This is a genomic window from Croceibacterium atlanticum (assembly GCF_001008165.2).
GTDB classification, from domain to species: domain Bacteria; phylum Pseudomonadota; class Alphaproteobacteria; order Sphingomonadales; family Sphingomonadaceae; genus Croceibacterium_C; species Croceibacterium_C atlanticum.
In genome coordinates, this window is the sequence record NZ_CP011452.2 from 2,726,493 (window position 1) to 2,744,855 (window position 18,363).

The 18,363-nt window shown below is 62.3% G+C and carries 14 protein-coding genes; 4 read left to right on the forward strand and 10 right to left on the reverse strand.

The genetic code is table 11. The features are described from left to right. Positions 1 to 39: 39 nt before the first annotated feature. From WYH_RS12890 to WYH_RS12910, 5 genes are all read right to left on the reverse strand, one after another. Positions 40 to 819, reverse strand: coding sequence for a class I SAM-dependent methyltransferase (locus WYH_RS12890; RefSeq protein ID WP_235980137.1), 780 nt, complete (start codon positions 817 to 819; stop codon positions 40 to 42). A 67-nt stretch (positions 820 to 886) separates the two neighbouring features. Then, positions 887 to 1,294, reverse strand: coding sequence for a baeRF12 domain-containing protein (locus WYH_RS12895; protein WP_046904155.1), 408 nt, complete (start codon positions 1,292 to 1,294; stop codon positions 887 to 889). A gap of 193 nt (positions 1,295 to 1,487) precedes the next feature. Next, entirely contained in the window at positions 1,488 to 3,137 is a 1,650-nt protein-coding gene (groL, locus tag WYH_RS12900; RefSeq protein ID WP_046904156.1) for a chaperonin GroEL, read from the reverse strand. Between the two features lie 55 nt (positions 3,138 to 3,192). Beyond that, complete coding sequence (gene groES, locus WYH_RS12905; protein WP_046904157.1) at positions 3,193 to 3,480, reverse strand: co-chaperone GroES; 288 nt, start codon at positions 3,478 to 3,480, stop codon at positions 3,193 to 3,195. Positions 3,481 to 3,613: 133 nt separating this feature from the next. Further along, positions 3,614 to 5,002, reverse strand: a complete 1,389-nt coding sequence (locus WYH_RS12910; RefSeq protein ID WP_046904158.1) for an MATE family efflux transporter — start codon at positions 5,000 to 5,002, stop codon at positions 3,614 to 3,616. 158 nt (positions 5,003 to 5,160) lie between these two features. On the opposite strand from WYH_RS12910, the gene WYH_RS16905 reads away from it, so the two are divergent. Next, positions 5,161 to 5,748 (forward strand): c-type cytochrome, encoded by a 588-nt coding sequence (locus tag WYH_RS16905; protein ID WP_156320140.1) that lies wholly within the window; start codon positions 5,161 to 5,163, stop codon positions 5,746 to 5,748. A gap of 145 nt (positions 5,749 to 5,893) precedes the next feature. Here the strand turns inward: WYH_RS16905 and rplL are convergent, their stop codons facing one another. From rplL to WYH_RS17310, 5 genes are all read right to left on the reverse strand, one after another. Further along, positions 5,894 to 6,271, reverse strand: coding sequence for a 50S ribosomal protein L7/L12 (gene rplL / locus WYH_RS12920; protein ID WP_046904159.1), 378 nt, complete (start codon positions 6,269 to 6,271; stop codon positions 5,894 to 5,896). A 71-nt stretch (positions 6,272 to 6,342) separates the two neighbouring features. Continuing rightward, on the reverse strand, positions 6,343 to 6,858 hold the full coding sequence (gene rplJ / locus WYH_RS12925; RefSeq protein WP_046904160.1) for a 50S ribosomal protein L10: 516 nt from the start codon (positions 6,856 to 6,858) through the stop codon (positions 6,343 to 6,345). A 406-nt stretch (positions 6,859 to 7,264) separates the two neighbouring features. Next, positions 7,265 to 7,471: a helix-turn-helix domain-containing protein gene (locus tag WYH_RS12930; RefSeq protein WP_046904161.1), complete on the reverse strand. Its 207-nt coding sequence runs from the start codon at positions 7,469 to 7,471 to the stop codon at positions 7,265 to 7,267. After that, the gene (locus WYH_RS12935; protein ID WP_046904162.1) at positions 7,471 to 7,998 is read right to left on the reverse strand and encodes a DUF2975 domain-containing protein; all 528 of its coding nucleotides are present in this window, start codon (positions 7,996 to 7,998) and stop codon (positions 7,471 to 7,473) included. Before WYH_RS12935 ends, WYH_RS12930 begins: the two co-directional genes overlap by 1 nt. A gap of 27 nt (positions 7,999 to 8,025) precedes the next feature. Then, entirely contained in the window at positions 8,026 to 8,154 is a 129-nt protein-coding gene (locus WYH_RS17310; protein WP_268908540.1) for a hypothetical protein, read from the reverse strand. Positions 8,155 to 8,537: 383 nt separating this feature from the next. Here WYH_RS17310 and rpoB point away from each other — a divergent pair, with 383 nt between their 5' ends. The 3 genes from rpoB to WYH_RS12950 all read left to right on the forward strand — a co-directional run bounded on the left by rpoB (position 8,538) and on the right by WYH_RS12950 (position 18,351). Then, positions 8,538 to 12,704 (forward strand): DNA-directed RNA polymerase subunit beta, encoded by a 4,167-nt coding sequence (gene rpoB / locus WYH_RS12940; RefSeq protein WP_046904163.1) that lies wholly within the window; start codon positions 8,538 to 8,540, stop codon positions 12,702 to 12,704. 74 nt (positions 12,705 to 12,778) lie between these two features. Then, positions 12,779 to 17,101: a DNA-directed RNA polymerase subunit beta' gene (rpoC, locus tag WYH_RS12945; protein ID WP_046904164.1), complete on the forward strand. Its 4,323-nt coding sequence runs from the start codon at positions 12,779 to 12,781 to the stop codon at positions 17,099 to 17,101. Positions 17,102 to 17,241: 140 nt separating this feature from the next. Then, positions 17,242 to 18,351: an NADH:flavin oxidoreductase gene (locus WYH_RS12950; RefSeq protein WP_046904165.1), complete on the forward strand. Its 1,110-nt coding sequence runs from the start codon at positions 17,242 to 17,244 to the stop codon at positions 18,349 to 18,351. Positions 18,352 to 18,363: the final 12 nt, after the last annotated feature.

The window sequence follows — 18,363 nt, forward strand, 5'->3', positions numbered from 1 at the left end:
GCGCCTGAAACCGGGAACCGGCGCAACTTGCCGCGCATTTCAGCCCGGCTTGCGCAGCCGCAGGGCGAACTGGTCCGTCTTCCCGCGAATCACGGGATCGAACACATTTGCGTCGCGCGGGTCGTCCGGCTGTGAATATAAATCGCTTTCTGCCTCCAGTTCGAAACCGGCAGCGGTCAGCGCCTCGATCGCGGCCTGCTTGTCTATCCGGTGCAGCGAATCGCTATCCTGCGTGCCGGTGCCGGACCTGGCGCTGTGATCCACGACCACCAGCGTGCCGCCCGGCTTCAGCGAATCAAACAGCGCTGCAATCGCCTTTTCTCCAGTGCCTTCCGGCATTCCGGCAAGATAGAGATCGTGCAGGTTCATTACCGTCACGATGGTATCGAGAAGTTCGGGGAATTGCGGTTCGTCGATCGCGCCGCGCAGCGGGGTCACCCGTTCGGGATAGGGTGCAACCGCTTCTTCCTGCTCCGTGGCGTATTCTGGGCGGAAAGCTATGAATTCTTCCGGCTGGAAGGCGAAGACCTTGCCATCATTGCCCACGGCAATGGCCAGCAGCCTGGTCATATATCCGCCGCCCATGATGTAATCGCCCACGATCTCGCCCTTGTCGATCTGGGCAAAGGCCAGCAATTCGCCCGGCTTGCGTGCGGCATCGGCTTCCCGGTCCGCATCCGGCCGGGCAATATCGTTGATGGCGACGGTGTAGTCCCCGGCCGAATATTCGGCGGCAGTTTCCTCTGTCGCTTCCTCCGCCGAAGGTGAGCAGGCGGCCAGCGCCGTGCCGAGGCACAGCGGCAGGATCATGTGACGCATGGAACGGTTCCTCTCCCTGTTTATGCGTCATCCTACCACTGCGGCCGGGCACGGCAAAGCAGGGCGTTCAGGCGTTGGCGAGCGCCTTTTCCACGGCCGGGATCGGTTCTCCCGACAGGTCCTTTGCCAGTTCACCGACGATCCGGCTTTCCAGTTCCTTGTGATAATGGCGCCGCATCTCGCCCAGAGTCTTGGGATCGGCGATTACGGTCAATTGTTCGATATCGCCTGACAGCACCTGGGCGTTGAGCCATTCGGCTGCGGCCGCGCCATGGGCCAGTTCGTTCAGATCGGTATTTCCCCCGCGCTGTCCGGCATCGTCCTGGTTGCGCACGCCAGCACTGAAATTGGTCTTCTCCAGTTCAGGTTGATCCAGCATGGTCAGCCTGGGTTCGAAGATCTGTCCGTCATTGCGCAAGAAGAGGAAGCGCTCTCCGTCAACCAGCGCGACATGGGATTTGTGCGGACATTTCATGGGGGCGGCTCTCCTGTTTCTTCGGCCTGTTTCTTCGGGTTTCTGGAGACACCAACGGCCGAGAAGCCGCGAAGTGTCCGGCCAAATGCCGGAAAATCGCGGTAAACATGGATTTCCCAGGGCGGCGGGCATGAAAAAGGGGCCGGGGGATCGCTCCCCCGGCCCCTGATTTCGGCCGTTCGGCAACAGGCTCTTAGAAGCCCATGCCGCCCATGCCACCCATGCCGCCCATATCGGGCATGGCCGGGGCGGACGACTTGTCTTCCGGAACTTCGCTGATCGCCGCTTCGGTGGTGATCAGCAGGCCGGCGACGGAAGCCGCATCCTGCAGCGCGGTGCGCACGACCTTGGTCGGGTCGATAACGCCGGCGGAGACCAGGTTTTCATAGGTGTCGGTCGCAGCGTTGAAGCCCTGCGTCTCGTCATTCTCGCGCAGGAGATTGCCCGAAACCACGGCGCCGTCAAAGCCGGCATTGGTTGCGATCTGGCGAACCGGAGCCATGATGGCCTGGCGGATGATGTCCACGCCGCGGGTCTGGTCGTCATTCGCGCCCTTCAGGCCTTCGAGAGCCTTGGTGGCGTAAAGCAGCGCGGTACCGCCGCCGGGGACGATGCCTTCTTCCACCGCAGCGCGGGTGGCGTGCAGGGCGTCGTCAACGCGGTCCTTGCGTTCCTTCACTTCGACTTCGGACGCACCGCCAACCTTGATCACGGCAACACCGCCAGCCAGCTTGGCCAGGCGTTCCTGCAGCTTTTCACGGTCATAATCGCTGGTGGTGGTTTCGATCTGGGCGCGGATCTGTTCGACACGGGCCTTGATCGCATCGGCATCACCGGCACCATCGACGATGGTGGTGTTGTCCTTGTCGATCGTGACCTTCTTCGCCTGGCCGAGCATGTTCAGCGACACGTTTTCGAGCTTGATGCCCAGGTCTTCGCTGATCATTTCGCCGTTGGTCAGGATCGAGATGTCCTGCAGCATGGCCTTGCGGCGATCGCCGAAGCCCGGCGCCTTGACGGCGGCGATCTTCAGGCCTCCACGCAGCTTGTTGACGACCAGGGTAGCCAGCGCTTCGCCTTCGATATCCTCTGCGATGATCAGCAGCGGACGGCCGCTCTGCACCACGGCTTCGAGGATCGGCAGCATCGACTGCAGGTTCGACAGCTTCTTTTCGTGGATCAGGATATAGGGATCGTCGAGTTCGACGGTCATCTTTTCCGGATTGGTCACGAAATAGGGGCTGAGATAGCCACGGTCGAACTGCATGCCTTCGACGACATCGAGTTCGAATTCGAGACCCTTGGCCTCTTCGACCGTGATCACGCCTTCCTTGCCGACCTTGTCCATGGCTTCGGCGATCTTTTCGCCGACTTCCTTGTCACCATTGGCGGAGATCACGCCGACCTGGGCGATTTCGGAGGAGCCGGAAACGTCCTTGGAACGGCCCTTCAGGTTCTCGATAACCTTGGCAACGGCCAGATCGATGCCACGCTTCAGATCCATCGGGTTCATGCCGGCGGCGACCGACTTCATGCCTTCGCGCACGATGGCCTGGGCCAGAACGGTTGCGGTGGTGGTGCCGTCACCGGCGGCGTCATTGGCCTTGGAAGCCACTTCGCGCAGCATCTGTGCGCCCATGTTCTCGAACTTGTCCTTGAGTTCGATTTCCTTGGCGACGGTAACGCCGTCCTTGGTGATGCGGGGGGCGCCGAAGCTCTTGTCGATCACCACGTTGCGGCCCTTCGGGCCCAGCGTGACCTTCACGGCATTGGCGAGCGTGTCCACGCCCTTGAGGATGCGTTCGCGCGCGTCGCGCGAAAATTTCACGTCCTTGGCAGCCATTGTTATGATTCCTCTTTGCGAATTCGTTGCGGTTGAAAGCGTGGGTTGCGTCGCCTCAGGCGATCACGCCCATGATGTCGCTTTCCTTCATGATCAGCAGGTCTTCGCCATCGAGCTTGACCTCGGTGCCGGACCACTTGCCGAACAGCACGCGGTCGCCGACCTTCACGTCGGGAGCGATGCGATCGCCATCTTCGTCACGGGCGCCTTCGCCGACGGCGACGACTTCGCCTTCGCTCGGCTTTTCCTTGGCGCTATCGGGGATGATGATGCCGCCGGCCGTTTTTTCTTCGGCCTCGATGCGGCGGACCAGAACACGGTCGTGCAGCGGACGGAATGCCATATCTATGACCTCTTCCAAAGTGAGTGGTTTATCCTGTTGGCACTCTCGGGCTGAGAGTGCCAGCGGGCCGCATATGGTTGGGCGCACCATGGGCGTCAACTCCCGGCAGGGACAATTTTTTGCCGCGGGAGATTCAGGTTTTCGCGTATTCCAGCAGGCCCAGCCGCCCGCGCCAGTGCCAGCGTGTCAGCAACAGGGCGGCGGCGCAGGCCAGTCCCGCCGCAAGCCCGATCCACACGCCGATGCCTTCCAGCGGTGTATATAGGCCGAGTCCGGCGGCAAGGCCGAAGCCGGGGACCCAATAGGCGAAGATGGCGATCCACATCGGCATGCGCGTGTCCTGCAGCCCGCGCAGTGCACCGGCCGCAACAACCTGGATGCCATCGGTCAGCTGGAAAGCGGCGGCGACCGCGAGATAGCCGATGGCGAGCTTCACCATGTCGGCATTGGCCGGCTGGGACGGGTCCACATAGACGTAAAGCAGCCATTCCGGCACGGTCAGCATGGCGATGGCTGTCAACACCATGAAGCCGGTGCCGAGCGCCATCGCGGCCCAGCCAGCGCGCGCGACGCCAATCGCTTCGCGTGCGCCATGGAAATAGCCGACCCGGATAGTGGCCGCCTGGCTGACACCGGAGGGAATCTGGAAGCACAATGCGGCGATCTGGAGTGCCACTGTGTGGGCGGCGAGCTGCGGCGCGCCGATCAGCCCCATGAGGAAAGCGGCAGTGGCGAAAATGCCGGCTTCGGCCAGAACGGTCAGCGCAATGGGCGTGCCGATCTTCATCAGCGCGGCGAAGCGCGCCCAGTCCGGACGCCAGAAGAAGCCGAATATGTGATAGCGGTGGAGCCTCGGATCGAGACGGATTGCCAGCACATAGGCGGCGAAGGTGATTACCGATGTCGCCACCGTGGCCCAGGCTGCACCTTGCAGGCCCAGGGCAGGGGCGCCGAAATTGCCGAAGATGAAGGCGTAATTGCCCAGCGCGTTCACCCCGATACCGGCGCCGGTGATCATCGTGGCGAGCACGGGGCGCCCCAGCGTGGAGACGAAATTGCGCAGCACGCTGGCGGCGATCATTGGAATCGTCGCCCACAGCAGCACTTCCATATATTCGCCCGCCAGCGCGGCGATGCGCGGCAATTGTCCGGTGGCGAGCATGAAGGGTTCCGACAGGGAGCACAGCACCATCGCCCCGGCGCCGCTCATCACCGATAGCCACAAGGCCATGCGCACCGATCGCCGCACCGGGCGCAGTGCAGGGGCGCGGGCACCCAGTTCGGCCGCCGCCAGAGGCGCGACGGCGCCGGTCAGGCCGGTCAACGCCCAGGAAAGCAGGCCGAAGATCGCGATGCCCAGCGCCGAGGCTGCCAGCTCGGCCTCGCCAAGCCGGGCGATGAACATCACGTCGATCGCATAAGTCAGCATCTGCAACAGATTGGCCGCCGCCAGCGGCCCCGCGAGGCGCAGGGTCGCCGTGAATTCTCGCTTCCAGGTGGGGGGCGTTGTCGCGGGCTGCATGGCGGCGGTTGCGTAGGCCGCTCCGGTTGCAGCTAAAAGCCCTGTGTCGTGCGGGCACACCTTCTTTTGGGAAGTGCGGCTCCGTGGACACAAGTGCTTCCCCTCGTCCCGATCCGGCTATACTAGGCGCGTCGCTCTATTCACCTGGAAAGGCCGACATGAAGTTCGATCGCACGACTATCGCACCGCTTGCACTGGCATTCGCACTCGCCGCTTGCGGTGGCGGCGCAGAGGAAGCGGACGATCCTGCCCTGACCGAGACGCCGGAAGTGACCGAAGCCGAAGCCGCGCCGGAAGACATTGCCGCTCCGGTCGAGGAAGAAGCCGCTGCGGAAGCCGAAGCGGTTGAGGAAGAGGTCGAAGAGACGACTGCCGCCCCTGAACCCGAGCCCAAGCCGACGGCCAGCGCCACGCCTGCCGCGAAGCCTTCGCCGGCTGCCGCTGCTGCGGCCCCGTCCGGACCGCCGCAGGCTTTCGTCCAGTGCAGCGTTTGCCACTCGACCGAGCCGGGCAAGAACGGCATCGGCCCGAGCCTGGCGGGAATTTACGGCACGAAGGCGGGCGAGGTCGCTGGCTTCAAGTTCAGCCCTGCCATGCTCGAATCGGGCCTGACCTGGGACGAGGCAACACTGGACCGCTATCTGAAGGATCCGCGCAAGGTCGTGCCGGGCACGATCATGGGCTTTGGCGGCGTGAAGGACGATGCCAAGCGCAAGGCTATCGTCGATTATGTGAAGTCATTGTAAGTTCGGGCACCGGGCCGGCTTGGCGCCGGCCTGCCTTCTGCACACAAGAAAAGGGCGGTGCCGTGATGGCGCCGCCCTTTCTTTTGTCGCTGTAATGGCCCGCCGGAGCGGGGAGGTGGCGGGCGCTTGCGCGCCCGCCTGTCCATTACTTCAGCTCGACCGTGCCGCCAGCGGCTTCGATCTTGCCCTTGATTTCTTCGGCTTCCGCCTTGTTCACGCCTTCCTTGATCGGCTTCGGCGCGCCTTCGACAAGAGCCTTGGCTTCGGTCAGGCCCAGGCCGGTGATGGCGCGGACTTCCTTGATGACCTGGATCTTCTTGCCACCGTCGCCGGTCAGGACGACGTCGAATTCGTCCTTTTCTTCGGCAGCGGCTTCACCGGCGCCACCGGCAGCCGGGCCGGCAACCGCAACTGCGGCAGCGGCGGAAACGCCCCACTCTTCTTCAAGAGCCTTGGCGAGTTCGGCAGCTTCCATGACGGTCAGCTGCGACAGTTCTTCAACAAGCTTGGCGATATCGGCCATGATGCTTAACTCCGTTCAAATGATGGACCCGGGCAATACGCACCGGGGAATTCGAGAATTGGAAAAACCGCTTACGCCGCTTCTTTGGCGCCATAGGCACCGAAGACGCGGGCGAGCTTGGACGCGGGTTCGTTGACGACCCGGGCGATCTTCGTCGCCGGGGCGTTGATGAGACCCACGATCGTGCCACGCAGCTCGTCGAGGCTCGGCATCGAGGCAAGCGCCCTGACCCCTGCTTCGTCGAGTACCGTGCTGCCCATCGAACCGCCGACGATCTCGAGCTTGTCGGTCGTCTTCGCGAAGTCCACCGCAGCCTTGGCAGCTGCAACCGGATCGGCCGAATAGGCCAGAGCGGTCGGGCCGACGAGGAAATCCTCGAGGCCGGTGTAGTCCGTGTCCTTCAGGGCGAGCTTGGCGAGGCGGTTCTTCGCAACCTTGTAAGTCGCGCCGGCTTCCCGCATCTTCGTGCGCAATTCGGTGGACTGAGCCACCGACAGGCCGAGATTGCGGGTGACAACCACCACGCTGCTCTCGTTGAAGACCGCGTTGAGCTGGGCGACCGAATCGGCTTTCTGCGAACGATCCATGCCTTACTCCTTCTCTGTCCGCCGCACGGAGGAACCATGCGGAGGCACTATGGCCGCGAACCCCGAAGGGCGCCGCGACCGGCTCACATTCACCCATGCCGATCATCGACACGGGCAAGGTCCGTTGATGGGGAAGGAGATGCACGCCAAACGTGCGAAAGCGGCGCAATGCGCACCGCCGGAAAACTCTTTTCCCCGTCTAGGCTGGAAATTAAGAAGACCCGATTGCCTTCACCAACTGTCTCGGACGGATGACCGCCCCCGGGAATACCGGTATGCGATCGGAGCGGGTAAATAGCTGTGCAGGCGCAAAAGTCAAGCGACCGGCTTGTTGAATGGCAGGTAGAACAAGGGGCCGGGAATTACCCCGGCCCCATCGTATGCTCTATTGTATGCTTTGCTGCCCTCACTCTCCGTCATAGCCGAGTATGTCGCCCGGCTGGCAGTCCAGTTCGCGGCAGATCGCCTCCAGTGTGGAGAAGCGGATTGCCTTGGCCTTGCCGGTCTTGAGGATCGACAGATTGGCGAGGGTGAGGCCCACGCGGTCGGCCAGTTCGGTCAGTGTCATGCGCCGTTCGTGGAGCAGGTCGTCGAGTTTCACATTGATCGGCATCAGACGGTCCCTTCCAGGTCTTCGCGCATGGCCGTTCCTTCACGGAACACGCGGGCGAGGATGAACAGCACGATGGCCAGGGCGATACCCGTCAGCGAAATGCCCGAGTCGATATTGACATTGGCTTCCGGGAAATACTGGTCGACCATCGAAGCGCAGACAGTCAGCGGGATCTGCGCCACTTGCAGGGCCACGGCGATCCAGCCCATGCGGGACAGGCGATCCGCATTGTCCGGCACGAAGGGGTTTCCTTCCCCGACCGTGTCGATCATCCGCCCAAGCAGGTGAACGAACCAGAAGGCGCCCCCAAGCAGGACCATGCCGAGCAGCAGGGTCGCCACGATGGCGCTCAGTCCGGAGGCAAGGCTGACGCCCGACACCAGCGCATCGGCGACATGGCTCTGGCTGAACAGGACGACCGGGATCGCGACCACCACGCCGAGGGCGGCGATGCCCAGCACTGCCTTGAGGAAGATGACGAGTATCCTTGCTGCGATAAGCAGCTTGTCTCTTTTAATTTGGGTCATTTCATTTCTCCTTCCCGGAGTGGCGGATCAGGCGAGTGCCGGTGCGGCGACCATGGCGGCTTCGGCCGCGGGGGTGCTGACCAGTGGCAGCAGCGTGGCGGTGACGATGAGGGCCGCGGCAATCGCAGCGGCCGTGTTTTGCAGGAAGTGGCTCATTTCTCGTTCTCCGATATGCTCAATATTGATATCCAATAAGGCGAGTCGGGTTTATTGTCAATCGATAATATCGAAAAACGATATGTCGCTCCGGATGGCGATCGCGCGGATGGCTGCTCGCAAAACAGAAATTGACCCCGCGGCCCTCGCTCTCTATATCCGCCCCAGCCGGAGAGCTTCGAGCAAGGCGTGCCTGACGCGGGGGCGCGCCAAGGGATGGAAGCCCGGTAATCCGTGAGACGTGTTTCAAGCTGCAGTCGGGCGGCCCCCGTGGGGTGCGCTTCGTCATGCGGCTTTCGCGCGTTTCATGCTCCCTCGCGCCCGAGATTTTTCCGCCGGCCGCGTTTCGTGGCTGGCCCAATGTAAAGAGGCACACCTCTCTTATGGCGACCAAGGCGAAGGCCCCGACCACCGTCGGCTCCAAGAAGAAGCGCATCCGCAAGATTTTCGGCGACATCCACGAAGTGGTGCAGATGCCGAATCTGATCGAGGTTCAGCGCGAGAGCTACGAGCAGTTCCTCCGCTCCGACCCTTCGATCGGTTACGTTTCCGGCCTTGAGAAGACCCTGCGTTCGGTCTTCCCGATTCGCGATTTCGCCGGCACGGCCGAACTGGACTTCGTGCATTACGAGCTCGAGGATCCGAAATACGACACGACTGAATGTCGTCAGCGCGGCATTACCTATGCGGCCCCGATGAAGGTCACATTGCGCCTGATCGTGTTCGAGGTGGATCAGGAAACCGAAACCCGTTCCGTCCTCGATATCAAGGAGCAGGACGTTTACATGGGCGACATGCCGCTCATGACCGGGAACGGCACCTTCATCGTCAACGGGACCGAGCGTGTCATCGTGTCGCAGATGCACCGTTCGCCGGGTGTGCTGTTCGACCATGACCGCGGCAAGACCCATTCCAGCGGCAAGTTCCTGTTCGCCGCCCGCGTGATTCCGTATCGCGGTTCGTGGCTGGACTTCGAATTCGACGCCAAGGACATCGTGAATGTCCGCATCGACCGCAAGCGCAAGCTGCCGGTCACTGCGCTGCTTTATGCGCTGGGCCTCGATAGCGAGGAAATCCTCGACGTATTCTACAACAAGGTCACCTGGAAGCGCGGCAAGGACGGATGGGAAATTCCCTTCAGTGCCGAGGCGTGGCGTGGCCAGAAGCCGGCTTTCCCGCTGGTGGACGCGAAAACCGGCGAGGAAGTGTTCCCCGCCGGCCAGAAGGTCAGCCCGCGCGCTGCCAACAAGGCGGCCAAGGATGGCCTGGAAACGCTGCTGATCCCGACCGAGGAAATCTTCGGTCATTATTCGGCGCGCGATCTCATCGATGAAAGCACGGGGCGCATCTATATCGAGGCTGGCGACGAGGTTTCGCCGGAAAATCTCGACAAGCTGGATGCTGCCGGCATCGACCAGCTCGACCTGCTCGATATCGACCATGTCACCACCGGGCCGTGGATCCGCAACACGATGAAGGCCGATAAGGCCGAAAATCGGGACGAGGGTCTGGAGGCGATCTACAAGGTCATGCGTCCGGGCGAACCGCCGACCAAGGAAACGGCAGAAGCGCTGTTCGAAGGCCTGTTCTTCGATGGAGAGCGCTATGACCTGTCCGCCGTTGGCCGTGTGAAGCTGAACATGCGCCTTGGCCTCGATGCCGAAGACACGGTGACGACCTTGCGCCGGGAAGACATCCTGGCCGTGGTCAAGGAACTGGTCGACCTGAAGGACGGCAAGGGCGAAGTCGACGACATCGACAATCTCGGCAACCGCCGCGTGCGTTCGGTGGGCGAGCTGCTGGAAAACCAGTATCGCGTCGGCCTGCTGCGCATGGAACGCGCGGTGAAGGAACGCATGAGCTCGGTCGATGTGTCGACCGTGATGCCGAACGACCTGATCAACGCCAAGCCGGCCGTGGCCGCTGTGCGCGAATTCTTCGGTTCGTCCCAGCTGTCGCAGTTCATGGACCAGACCAATCCTCTGTCGGAAGTCACCCACAAGCGCCGCGTTTCGGCACTTGGCCCGGGCGGTCTGACGCGTGAACGCGCCGGCTTCGAAGTCCGCGACGTTCATCCGACGCATTATGGCCGTATCTGCCCGATTGAAACGCCGGAAGGCCCGAATATCGGCCTGATCAACTCGCTCTCCACCTTTGCGCGGGTCAATAAATACGGCTTCATCGAAACGCCTTACCGCACCATCACCGACAACAAGGTGACGGGCGAGGTGAAGTATCTCTCCGCCATGGAAGAGCAGAAGCACACCGTGGCGCAGGCTTCCGCTGAACTGAACGAAGATGGCAGCTTCGTGGAAGAGCTGGTGTCAGCCCGTCAGAACGGCGAGTTCGTGATGAGCCCGTCCGACCAGATCACGCTGATGGACGTTTCGCCCAAGCAGCTTGTCTCGGTTGCTGCGTCGCTGATCCCGTTCCTGGAAAACGATGACGCCAACCGCGCGCTGATGGGTTCCAACATGCAGCGTCAGGCCGTGCCCCTGGTGAAGGCGGAAGCGCCCTTCGTCGGCACCGGCATGGAAGAAACCGTGGCGCGCGATTCCGGCGCTGCGATTTCCGCAGTGCGCGGCGGCGTGGTCGATCAGGTCGATGCGACCCGTATCGTCATCCGCGCCTCGGGCGAGGTCGATGCCGGCAACCCGGGCGTGGACATCTACAATCTGCAGAAGTTCCAGCGCTCCAACCAGAATACCTGCATCAACCAGCGCCCGCTGGTGAAGGTGGGCGATGTGATCGAAGCCGGCGACACGATTGCCGACGGTCCTTCGACCGATCTGGGCGAACTGGCCCTGGGCAAGAACAGCCTCGTCGCCTTCATGCCCTGGAATGGCTACAACTACGAAGACTCCATCCTGATCTCCGAACGGATCGTGAAGGACGACGTCTTCACCTCGATCCATATCGAGGAGTTCGAGGTGATGGCCCGCGACACCAAGCTCGGGCCGGAAGACATCACCCGCGACATCCCGAATGTCGGCGAGGAAGCGCTGCGCAACCTCGATGAGGCGGGCATCGTCTATATCGGTGCGGAAGTGCATCCGGGCGATATCCTGGTCGGCAAGATCACGCCCAAGGGCGAGAGCCCGATGACGCCGGAAGAAAAGCTGCTGCGCGCCATCTTCGGTGAAAAGGCCAGCGATGTGCGCGACACCTCGCTCCGCCTGCCGCCGGGCGTTGCCGGTACGATCGTGGAAGTCCGCGTCTTCAACCGCCACGGTATCGAGATCGACGACCGTACGCGCGCCATCCAGAACGAGGAAATCGAACGCCTCAAGAAGGATAGCGAGGACGAGCGCAACATCCTCAACCGTGCGACCTACAACCGTCTGCGCGAAATGCTGGACGGCCAGACCGCTTCCGCCGCGCCGAAAGGCGTCAAGAAGGGCACGGTCATCACGCAGGAAGTGCTGGACGAGGTCGAGCGCCACGAGTGGTTCAAGTTCGCCGTTGCCGACGACAACATGCAGGCTCAGCTGGAAGCAGTGAAGAGCCAGTATGACGAGGCGGTGAAGCGCATCAAGGACAAGTTCGAAGACCGCAAGGAGAAGCTCGAACGCGGTGACGAACTCGCCCCGGGCGTGCTGAAGATGGTCAAGGTCTTCGTTGCGGTGAAGCGCAAGCTGCAGCCGGGCGACAAGATGGCCGGCCGCCACGGTAACAAGGGTGTTATCAGCCGCATCCTGCCGCAGGAGGACATGCCGTTCCTGGAAGACGGCACTCCCGTCGATATCGTGCTGAACCCGCTGGGCGTGCCCTCGCGCATGAATGTCGGACAGATCTTCGAAACCCATCTGGGCATGGCCGCGCGCGGACTTGGCCAGCAGGTGACACGGGCCCTGGAAGAATGGCGCGAAGCCAATCCCGATCCGGAAGCTGCGGCCCCGCCGTCGGCCCTGGTCGAGAAGCTGAAGGACGTCTATGGCGAGCAGTATCACGACGATATCGAAAGCCGTACGACGGAAGAGGTCGTCGAACTTGCCGGCAATCTGAAGAACGGCGTGCCGATGGGTACTCCGGTGTTCGACGGTGCGCGCGAATCCGACGTTTCCGACATGCTGATGAAGGCCGGTTACGATACCAGCGGGCAGGTTACCCTGTTCGATGGCCGTACTGGTGAAGCCTTCGACCGCAAGGTCACCGTCGGCTACATCTACATGCTGAAGCTGCACCACCTGGTCGACGACAAGATCCACGCCCGTTCGATCGGCCCGTACAGCCTCGTCACCCAGCAGCCGCTGGGCGGTAAGGCGCAGTTCGGTGGCCAGCGCTTCGGTGAGATGGAGGTCTGGGCATTGCAGGCTTACGGCGCCGCTTACACGCTGCAGGAAATGCTCACCGTGAAGTCGGACGACGTGGTGGGCCGGACCAAGGTGTATGAAGCGATCGTCAAGGGCGACGACACGTTCGAGGCCGGTATTCCGGAGAGCTTCAACGTGCTCGTGAAGGAAATGCGCTCGCTGGGTCTGAACGTCGAATTGTCCTCGTTGAATGACGAGGATGAGGACGACGGCTTCGGCCAGATCGCGGCTGAATAACGGGTGGCGCGGCGGTGCCGGAAGGCGCCGCCCACCCCCTCCACCTGTGACTTTCCCCTCAAGGGATTTGAGACATGAACGAACTGACCAAATTCACGAACCAGCTCGCCAAGCCGGAAACCTTCGACCAGATCCAGATCGAGATCGCGAGCCCGGAGCGTATCCGCAGCTGGTCCTTCGGCGAGATCAAGAAGCCGGAAACGATCAACTATCGCACGTTCAAGCCCGAACGTGACGGCCTGTTCTGCGCGCGCATCTTCGGTCCGGTTAAGGATTACGAATGCCTGTGCGGCAAGTACAAGCGCATGAAATACAAGGGCGTCGTCTGCGAAAAGTGCGGCGTCGAAGTGACGGTGACCAAGGTCCGCCGCGAACGCATGGGCCATATCGAACTGGCCGCACCGGTCGCGCATATCTGGTTCCTGAAGTCGCTGCCGAGCCGCATCGGCCTGCTGCTCGACATGCAGCTGAAGCAGCTGGAGCGCGTGCTCTATTTCGAGAGCTACATCGTGGTCGAGCCGGGCCTGACCCCGCTCGAAAAGTTCCAGCTCCTGACCGAGGACGAACTGCTCGACGCTCAGGATGAATATGGCGAGGATGCCTTCACCGCGAGCATTGGCGCCGAAGCCGTCAAGCAGATGCTGATGGACCTGGACCTGGAACAGGAACGCGACGATCTTCTCGAAGAACTCGCCACCACCAAGTCCAAGCTGAAGCCCGCCAAGATCATCAAGCGGCTCAAGGTCGTGGAAAGCTTCATCGATTCCGGCAACCGCCCGGAATGGATGATCCTGGAAGTCGTGCCGGTCATTCCGCCGGAACTGCGCCCGCTGGTTCCGCTGGATGGCGGCCGTTTCGCGACGTCCGACCTCAACGACCTCTATCGCCGCGTCATCAACCGCAACAATCGCCTGAAGCGCCTGATGGAACTGCGCGCGCCGGACATCATCGTCCGTAACGAAAAGCGCATGTTGCAGGAGGCAGTGGACGCGCTGTTCGACAATGGCCGCCGCGGCCGTGTCATCACCGGCGCCAACAAGCGTCCGCTGAAGTCGCTGTCCGACATGCTCAAGGGCAAGCAGGGCCGCTTCCGCCAGAACCTTCTGGGCAAGCGCGTCGACTATTCGGGCCGTTCGGTCATCGTGACCGGTCCGGAACTCAAGCTGCACCAGTGCGGCCTGCCCAAGAAGATGGCGCTCGAGCTGTTCAAGCCGTTCATCTACGCCCGCCTCGACGCCAAGGGTCTTTCCATGACCCTGAAGCAGGCGAAAAAGTGGGTCGAGAAAGAGCGCAAGGAAGTCTGGGACATCCTCGACGAAGTCATTCGCGAGCACCCGGTTCTGCTGAACCGCGCCCCGACGCTTCACCGCCTCGGCATTCAGGCTTTCGAGCCGGTGCTGATCGAGGGCAAGGCGATTCAGCTTCACCCGCTGGTCTGTTCTGCCTTCAATGCCGACTTCGACGGTGACCAGATGGCCGTCCACGTTCCGCTGAGCCTCGAGGCGCAGCTGGAAGCGCGCGTGCTGATGATGTCCACCAACAACATCCTGTCACCCGCGAACGGCAAGCCGATCATCGTTCCTTCGCAGGACATGGTGCTGGGCATCTATTACCTGTCCATGGATCGCCAGGGCGAACCGGGCGAAGGCATGGTGCTGGCCGATATTGCCGAGGTTCACCAAGCGTTGCATGTCGGGGCGGTTACCCTGCACTCCAAGATCACCAGCCGCGTCCCGCAGACCGACGAAAACGGCAAGCAGTACATGAAGCGCGTGGACACCACGCCGGGCCGGATGCTGATCGGCGAATGCCTGCCGAAGAGCCACAAGGTCCCTTACGAGGTCATCAACCGCCTGCTGACGAAGAAGGACATCGGCGACGTTATCGACGAGGTCTATCGTCACACCGGCCAGAAGGACACGGTGTTGTTTGCCGACGCCATCATGGCACTGGGCTTCCGCCACGCCTGCCGTGCGGGTATTTCCTTCGGCAAGGACGACATGATCATTCCGGATTCCAAGGAAGGAATGATCGAGGAAACCAAGACCCTGGTCGCCGATTACGAGCAGCAGTACCAGGACGGCTTCATCACCCAGCAGGAAAAGTACAACAAGGTGATCGACGCCTGGAGCCGTTGCGGCGACCAGGTGGCGAACGCCATGATGGACGAGATCCGGGCAACTCCGCTGGACGAGAATGGGCGTGAAGCGCCGATCAACTCGATCTACATGATGAGCCATTCCGGTGCGCGTGGTTCGCCGGCGCAGATGAAGCAGCTTGCCGGTATGCGCGGCCTCATGGCCAAGCCGTCGGGCGAGATCATCGAAACGCCGATCATCTCGAACTTCAAGGAAGGCCTGACCGTCCTTGAATACTTCAACTCCACCCACGGCGCCCGTAAGGGTCTGGCCGATACGGCGCTCAAGACGGCGAACTCGGGTTACCTGACCCGCCGTCTGGTCGACGTGTCGCAGGACTGCGTCATCGTGGAAGAGGACTGCAAGACCGAGAACGCGCTGGAAATGCGTGCGATCGTTCAGGGCGGCAGTGTCATCGCTTCGCTCGGCGAACGTATCCTTGGCCGCACCACGGCAGAGGATATCATCAACGCTGCCACGGGCGAGGTGATCGTGAAGGCCGGCACGCTGCTGGACGAACCGATGGTCAAGGCCATCGAGGAAGCCGAAGTGCAGCAGGCCAAGATCCGCAGCCCGCTGGTCTGCGAAGCGGAACAGGGTGTCTGCGGCAAGTGCTACGGACGCGATCTGGCCCGCGGTACGCCGGTGAATATCGGTGAGGCGGTCGGCGTTATCGCCGCCCAGTCCATCGGTGAACCGGGCACGCAGCTGACCATGCGTACCTTCCACATCGGCGGTGCCGCCCAGGTGAACGAAACCAGCCACCTGGAAAGCATCAGCGACGGCAAGGTCATCTATCGCGACATGCCGACCATCACCGACAAGAGGGGCCGCCGCCTCTCTCTCGCCCGCAATGGCGAGATGGTGGTTGTCGACGCTGAAGGCCGTGAACGCGCGATCCACCGCGTGCCCTACGGCACGATGCTGATGTTCGAGGATGGACAGGCCGTGAAGGAAGGCGATCGCCTGGCCGAGTGGGACCCGTTCACCCTGCCGATCATCACCGAGCAGTCGGGTATCGTGCGCTACCAGGATCTCGCCGAAGGCAAGACCATGGAAGAGCGTGTGGACGAAGCCACCGGCATCGCCCAGCGCGTCGTGACCGAATATCGCGTCGGCGGCCGTTCCAAGAAGGAGGATCTGCGTCCGCGCATGACCCTGCTGAACGAAGCCGGGGACGAGACGGAGGCCGCGCGCTACATGCTGGCGCCGGGCACTACGCTTTCGGTCGAGGATGGCCAGCGGGTCGAGGCCGGTGACATTCTGGCGCGTGCCAGCCGTGAAGCCGCCAAGACGCGCGACATCACCGGCGGTCTGCCGCGAGTGGCGGAACTGTTCGAAGCCCGCATCCCGAAGGATAACGCGGTCATCGCGAAGATTTCGGGCCGGATCGAATTCGTTCGCGACTACAAGGCGAAGCGCAAGATCGCGATCATCCCGGAAGAGGGCGAACCGGTTGAATACCTGATCCCCAAGACCAAGGTGATCGACGTCCAGGAAGGCGACTTCGTGAAGAAGGGTGACACGCTCATTTCGGGCAGTCCCAATCCGCACGATATCCTGGAAGTTCTCGGGGTCGAGGCGCTGGCCGAATATCTCGTGAACGAGATTCAGGAAGTCTATCGACTGCAGGGCGTGAAGATCAACGACAAGCACATCGAGGTGATCGTTCGCCAGATGCTGCAGAAGGTCGAGATCACCGATGGCGGCGATACCACGCTGCTGCCGGGCGAACAGGTCGATCTGGAAGAGATGAACCAGGTGAATGCGAAGCTGGGCAAGGGTAAGCAGCCTGCCACCGGCACGCCGATCCTGCTGGGCATCACCAAGGCCAGCCTGCAGACGCGCAGCTTCATTTCGGCGGCTTCCTTCCAGGAAACCACGCGCGTGCTCACCCAGGCTGCCGTCGAAGGCAAGAAGGACACGCTGATCGGTCTCAAGGAAAACGTGATCGTGGGCCGTCTCATCCCCGCCGGTACCGGCGCGGGCATGAACCGTCTGCGCGTTACGGCTTCCAGCCGCGATGCTGCCCTGCGCGCCCAGTACAAGAAGATGCAGGATGCTCTTGTCGCTGCCAATACGGCAGAGGAAGAGCGTGCCGCCGAATTGCGGCGCGATCCGGCTGACGATCTGGGCGACGATCCGCTGGCCGCTGTCGAGGGGGAAACCCACGGCACGGATGCGGATGCCGGCGAGTATCTGCAGCAGAGTGACGAGACGCTGGAAAGCCCCGAAGCGGATAATACCGAAGAGGGTTGATCCCGCGGGACAGCTTCAGCTGACCAGACAGAAAACCCCGCCGGAGCGATCCGGCGGGGTTTTTCTTTATCCAGCACAAGCTGGCTTGATCCTGCGGCGCATGCACCCAATTCACGTGGCGAATTGCAACGGAGATTCCCATGGTATCGACCGACATCCTGTTTCAGCCGTTTTCGTCCGCCAAGCTGAGCCTGCCCAACCGCATCGTGATGGCGCCAATGACGCGAAACATGTCGCCTGATGGCGTTCCGGGTGAAGCGAATGCCGCCTATTACCGCCGGCGGGCCGAACATGCGGTTGGCCTGATCCTCTCCGAAGGGACGGTGGTGGACCGCCCGGCATCGCGCAACCAGCCCGGCATCCCCTTCTTCCACGGCGATGCGGCGCTGGCCGGTTGGCAGGGCGTGATCGACGCGGTCCATGCCGCCGGCGGCAAGATGGGGCCGCAAATCTGGCACACGGGCGGCGCGCGCTCCCCCGACGGGTTTGAGCCGGGAAAGGTGGATACGCCTTCCGGCCTGAACGGCCCCGACGATCCACGCGGCGAACCCATGAGCGAGGAAGACATCGCCGACACGATTGCCGCCTTCGCCCGCGCGGCAGGCGATGCGAAACGGCTCGGCTTCGACACGTTGGAAATCCACGGTGCCCATGGCTATCTGATCGACCAGTTTTTCTGGAGCGGCACCAATCGCCGCACGGATCGTTATGGCGGCCCGACCATTGCCGAACGCGCCCGTTTCGGCGCGGAGATCGTTTCTGCCATGCGCGAAGCCGTGGGACCGGATTTCCCGATCCTGATGCGGCTCAGCCAATGGAAGCAGCAGGATTATTCGGCGCGGCTGGCCAATACGCCTGATGAGATGGAGCAGTGGCTGACGCCGCTTGTCGATGCCGGGGTGGACATTCTGCATTGTTCCCAACGGCGTTTCTGGGAGCCGGAGTTCCCGGAAATCGATGGCGAGGACGGGCTGAACTTCGCCGGCTGGGCCAGGAAGATCACCAGCCTGCCGACAATCAGCGTCGGCTCGGTCGGCCTTTCATCGGATTTCTTCACGGCCTTCGCGGGTGAAGCCTCCCAGGCGGCGGGGATCGATCGTCTGGTTGCGCGGATGGAACGCGGCGAATTCGATCTGATCGCGGTGGGCCGGGCCTTGTTGGCCGATGCCCGATGGGCGGAGAAAATTCGCGACGGGCAAGACGATGAATTGCGGGATTTCGATGCGGCGGCACTTGCCACGCTGGATTAACCGGCTGGAAGG

What these genes read in the sequence shown, in the direction of transcription:
- rplJ (WP_046904160.1), bottom strand. Translation starts at nt 6,858, where the DNA reads ATGGATCGTTCGCAGAAAGCCGATTCGGTCGCCCAGCTCAACGCGGTC.
- WYH_RS12910 (WP_046904158.1), bottom strand. Translation starts at nt 5,002, where the DNA reads ATGCAGCCCGCGACAACGCCCCCCACCTGGAAGCGAGAATTCACGGCG.
- groL (WP_046904156.1), bottom strand. Translation starts at nt 3,137, where the DNA reads ATGGCTGCCAAGGACGTGAAATTTTCGCGCGACGCGCGCGAACGCATC.
- rplL (WP_046904159.1), bottom strand. Translation starts at nt 6,271, where the DNA reads ATGGCCGATATCGCCAAGCTTGTTGAAGAACTGTCGCAGCTGACCGTC.
- WYH_RS12890 (WP_235980137.1), bottom strand. Translation starts at nt 819, where the DNA reads ATGCGTCACATGATCCTGCCGCTGTGCCTCGGCACGGCGCTGGCCGCC.
- WYH_RS17310 (WP_268908540.1), bottom strand. Translation starts at nt 8,154, where the DNA reads ATGAGCCACTTCCTGCAAAACACGGCCGCTGCGATTGCCGCGGCCCTC.
- groES (WP_046904157.1), bottom strand. Translation starts at nt 3,480, where the DNA reads ATGGCATTCCGTCCGCTGCACGACCGTGTTCTGGTCCGCCGCATCGAG.
- WYH_RS12895 (WP_046904155.1), bottom strand. Translation starts at nt 1,294, where the DNA reads ATGAAATGTCCGCACAAATCCCATGTCGCGCTGGTTGACGGAGAGCGC.
- rpoC (WP_046904164.1), top strand. Translation starts at nt 12,779, where the DNA reads ATGAACGAACTGACCAAATTCACGAACCAGCTCGCCAAGCCGGAAACC.
- rpoB (WP_046904163.1), top strand. Translation starts at nt 8,538, where the DNA reads ATGGCGACCAAGGCGAAGGCCCCGACCACCGTCGGCTCCAAGAAGAAG.
- WYH_RS16905 (WP_156320140.1), top strand. Translation starts at nt 5,161, where the DNA reads ATGAAGTTCGATCGCACGACTATCGCACCGCTTGCACTGGCATTCGCA.
- WYH_RS12930 (WP_046904161.1), bottom strand. Translation starts at nt 7,471, where the DNA reads ATGCCGATCAATGTGAAACTCGACGACCTGCTCCACGAACGGCGCATG.
- WYH_RS12950 (WP_046904165.1), top strand. Translation starts at nt 17,242, where the DNA reads ATGGTATCGACCGACATCCTGTTTCAGCCGTTTTCGTCCGCCAAGCTG.
- WYH_RS12935 (WP_046904162.1), bottom strand. Translation starts at nt 7,998, where the DNA reads ATGACCCAAATTAAAAGAGACAAGCTGCTTATCGCAGCAAGGATACTC.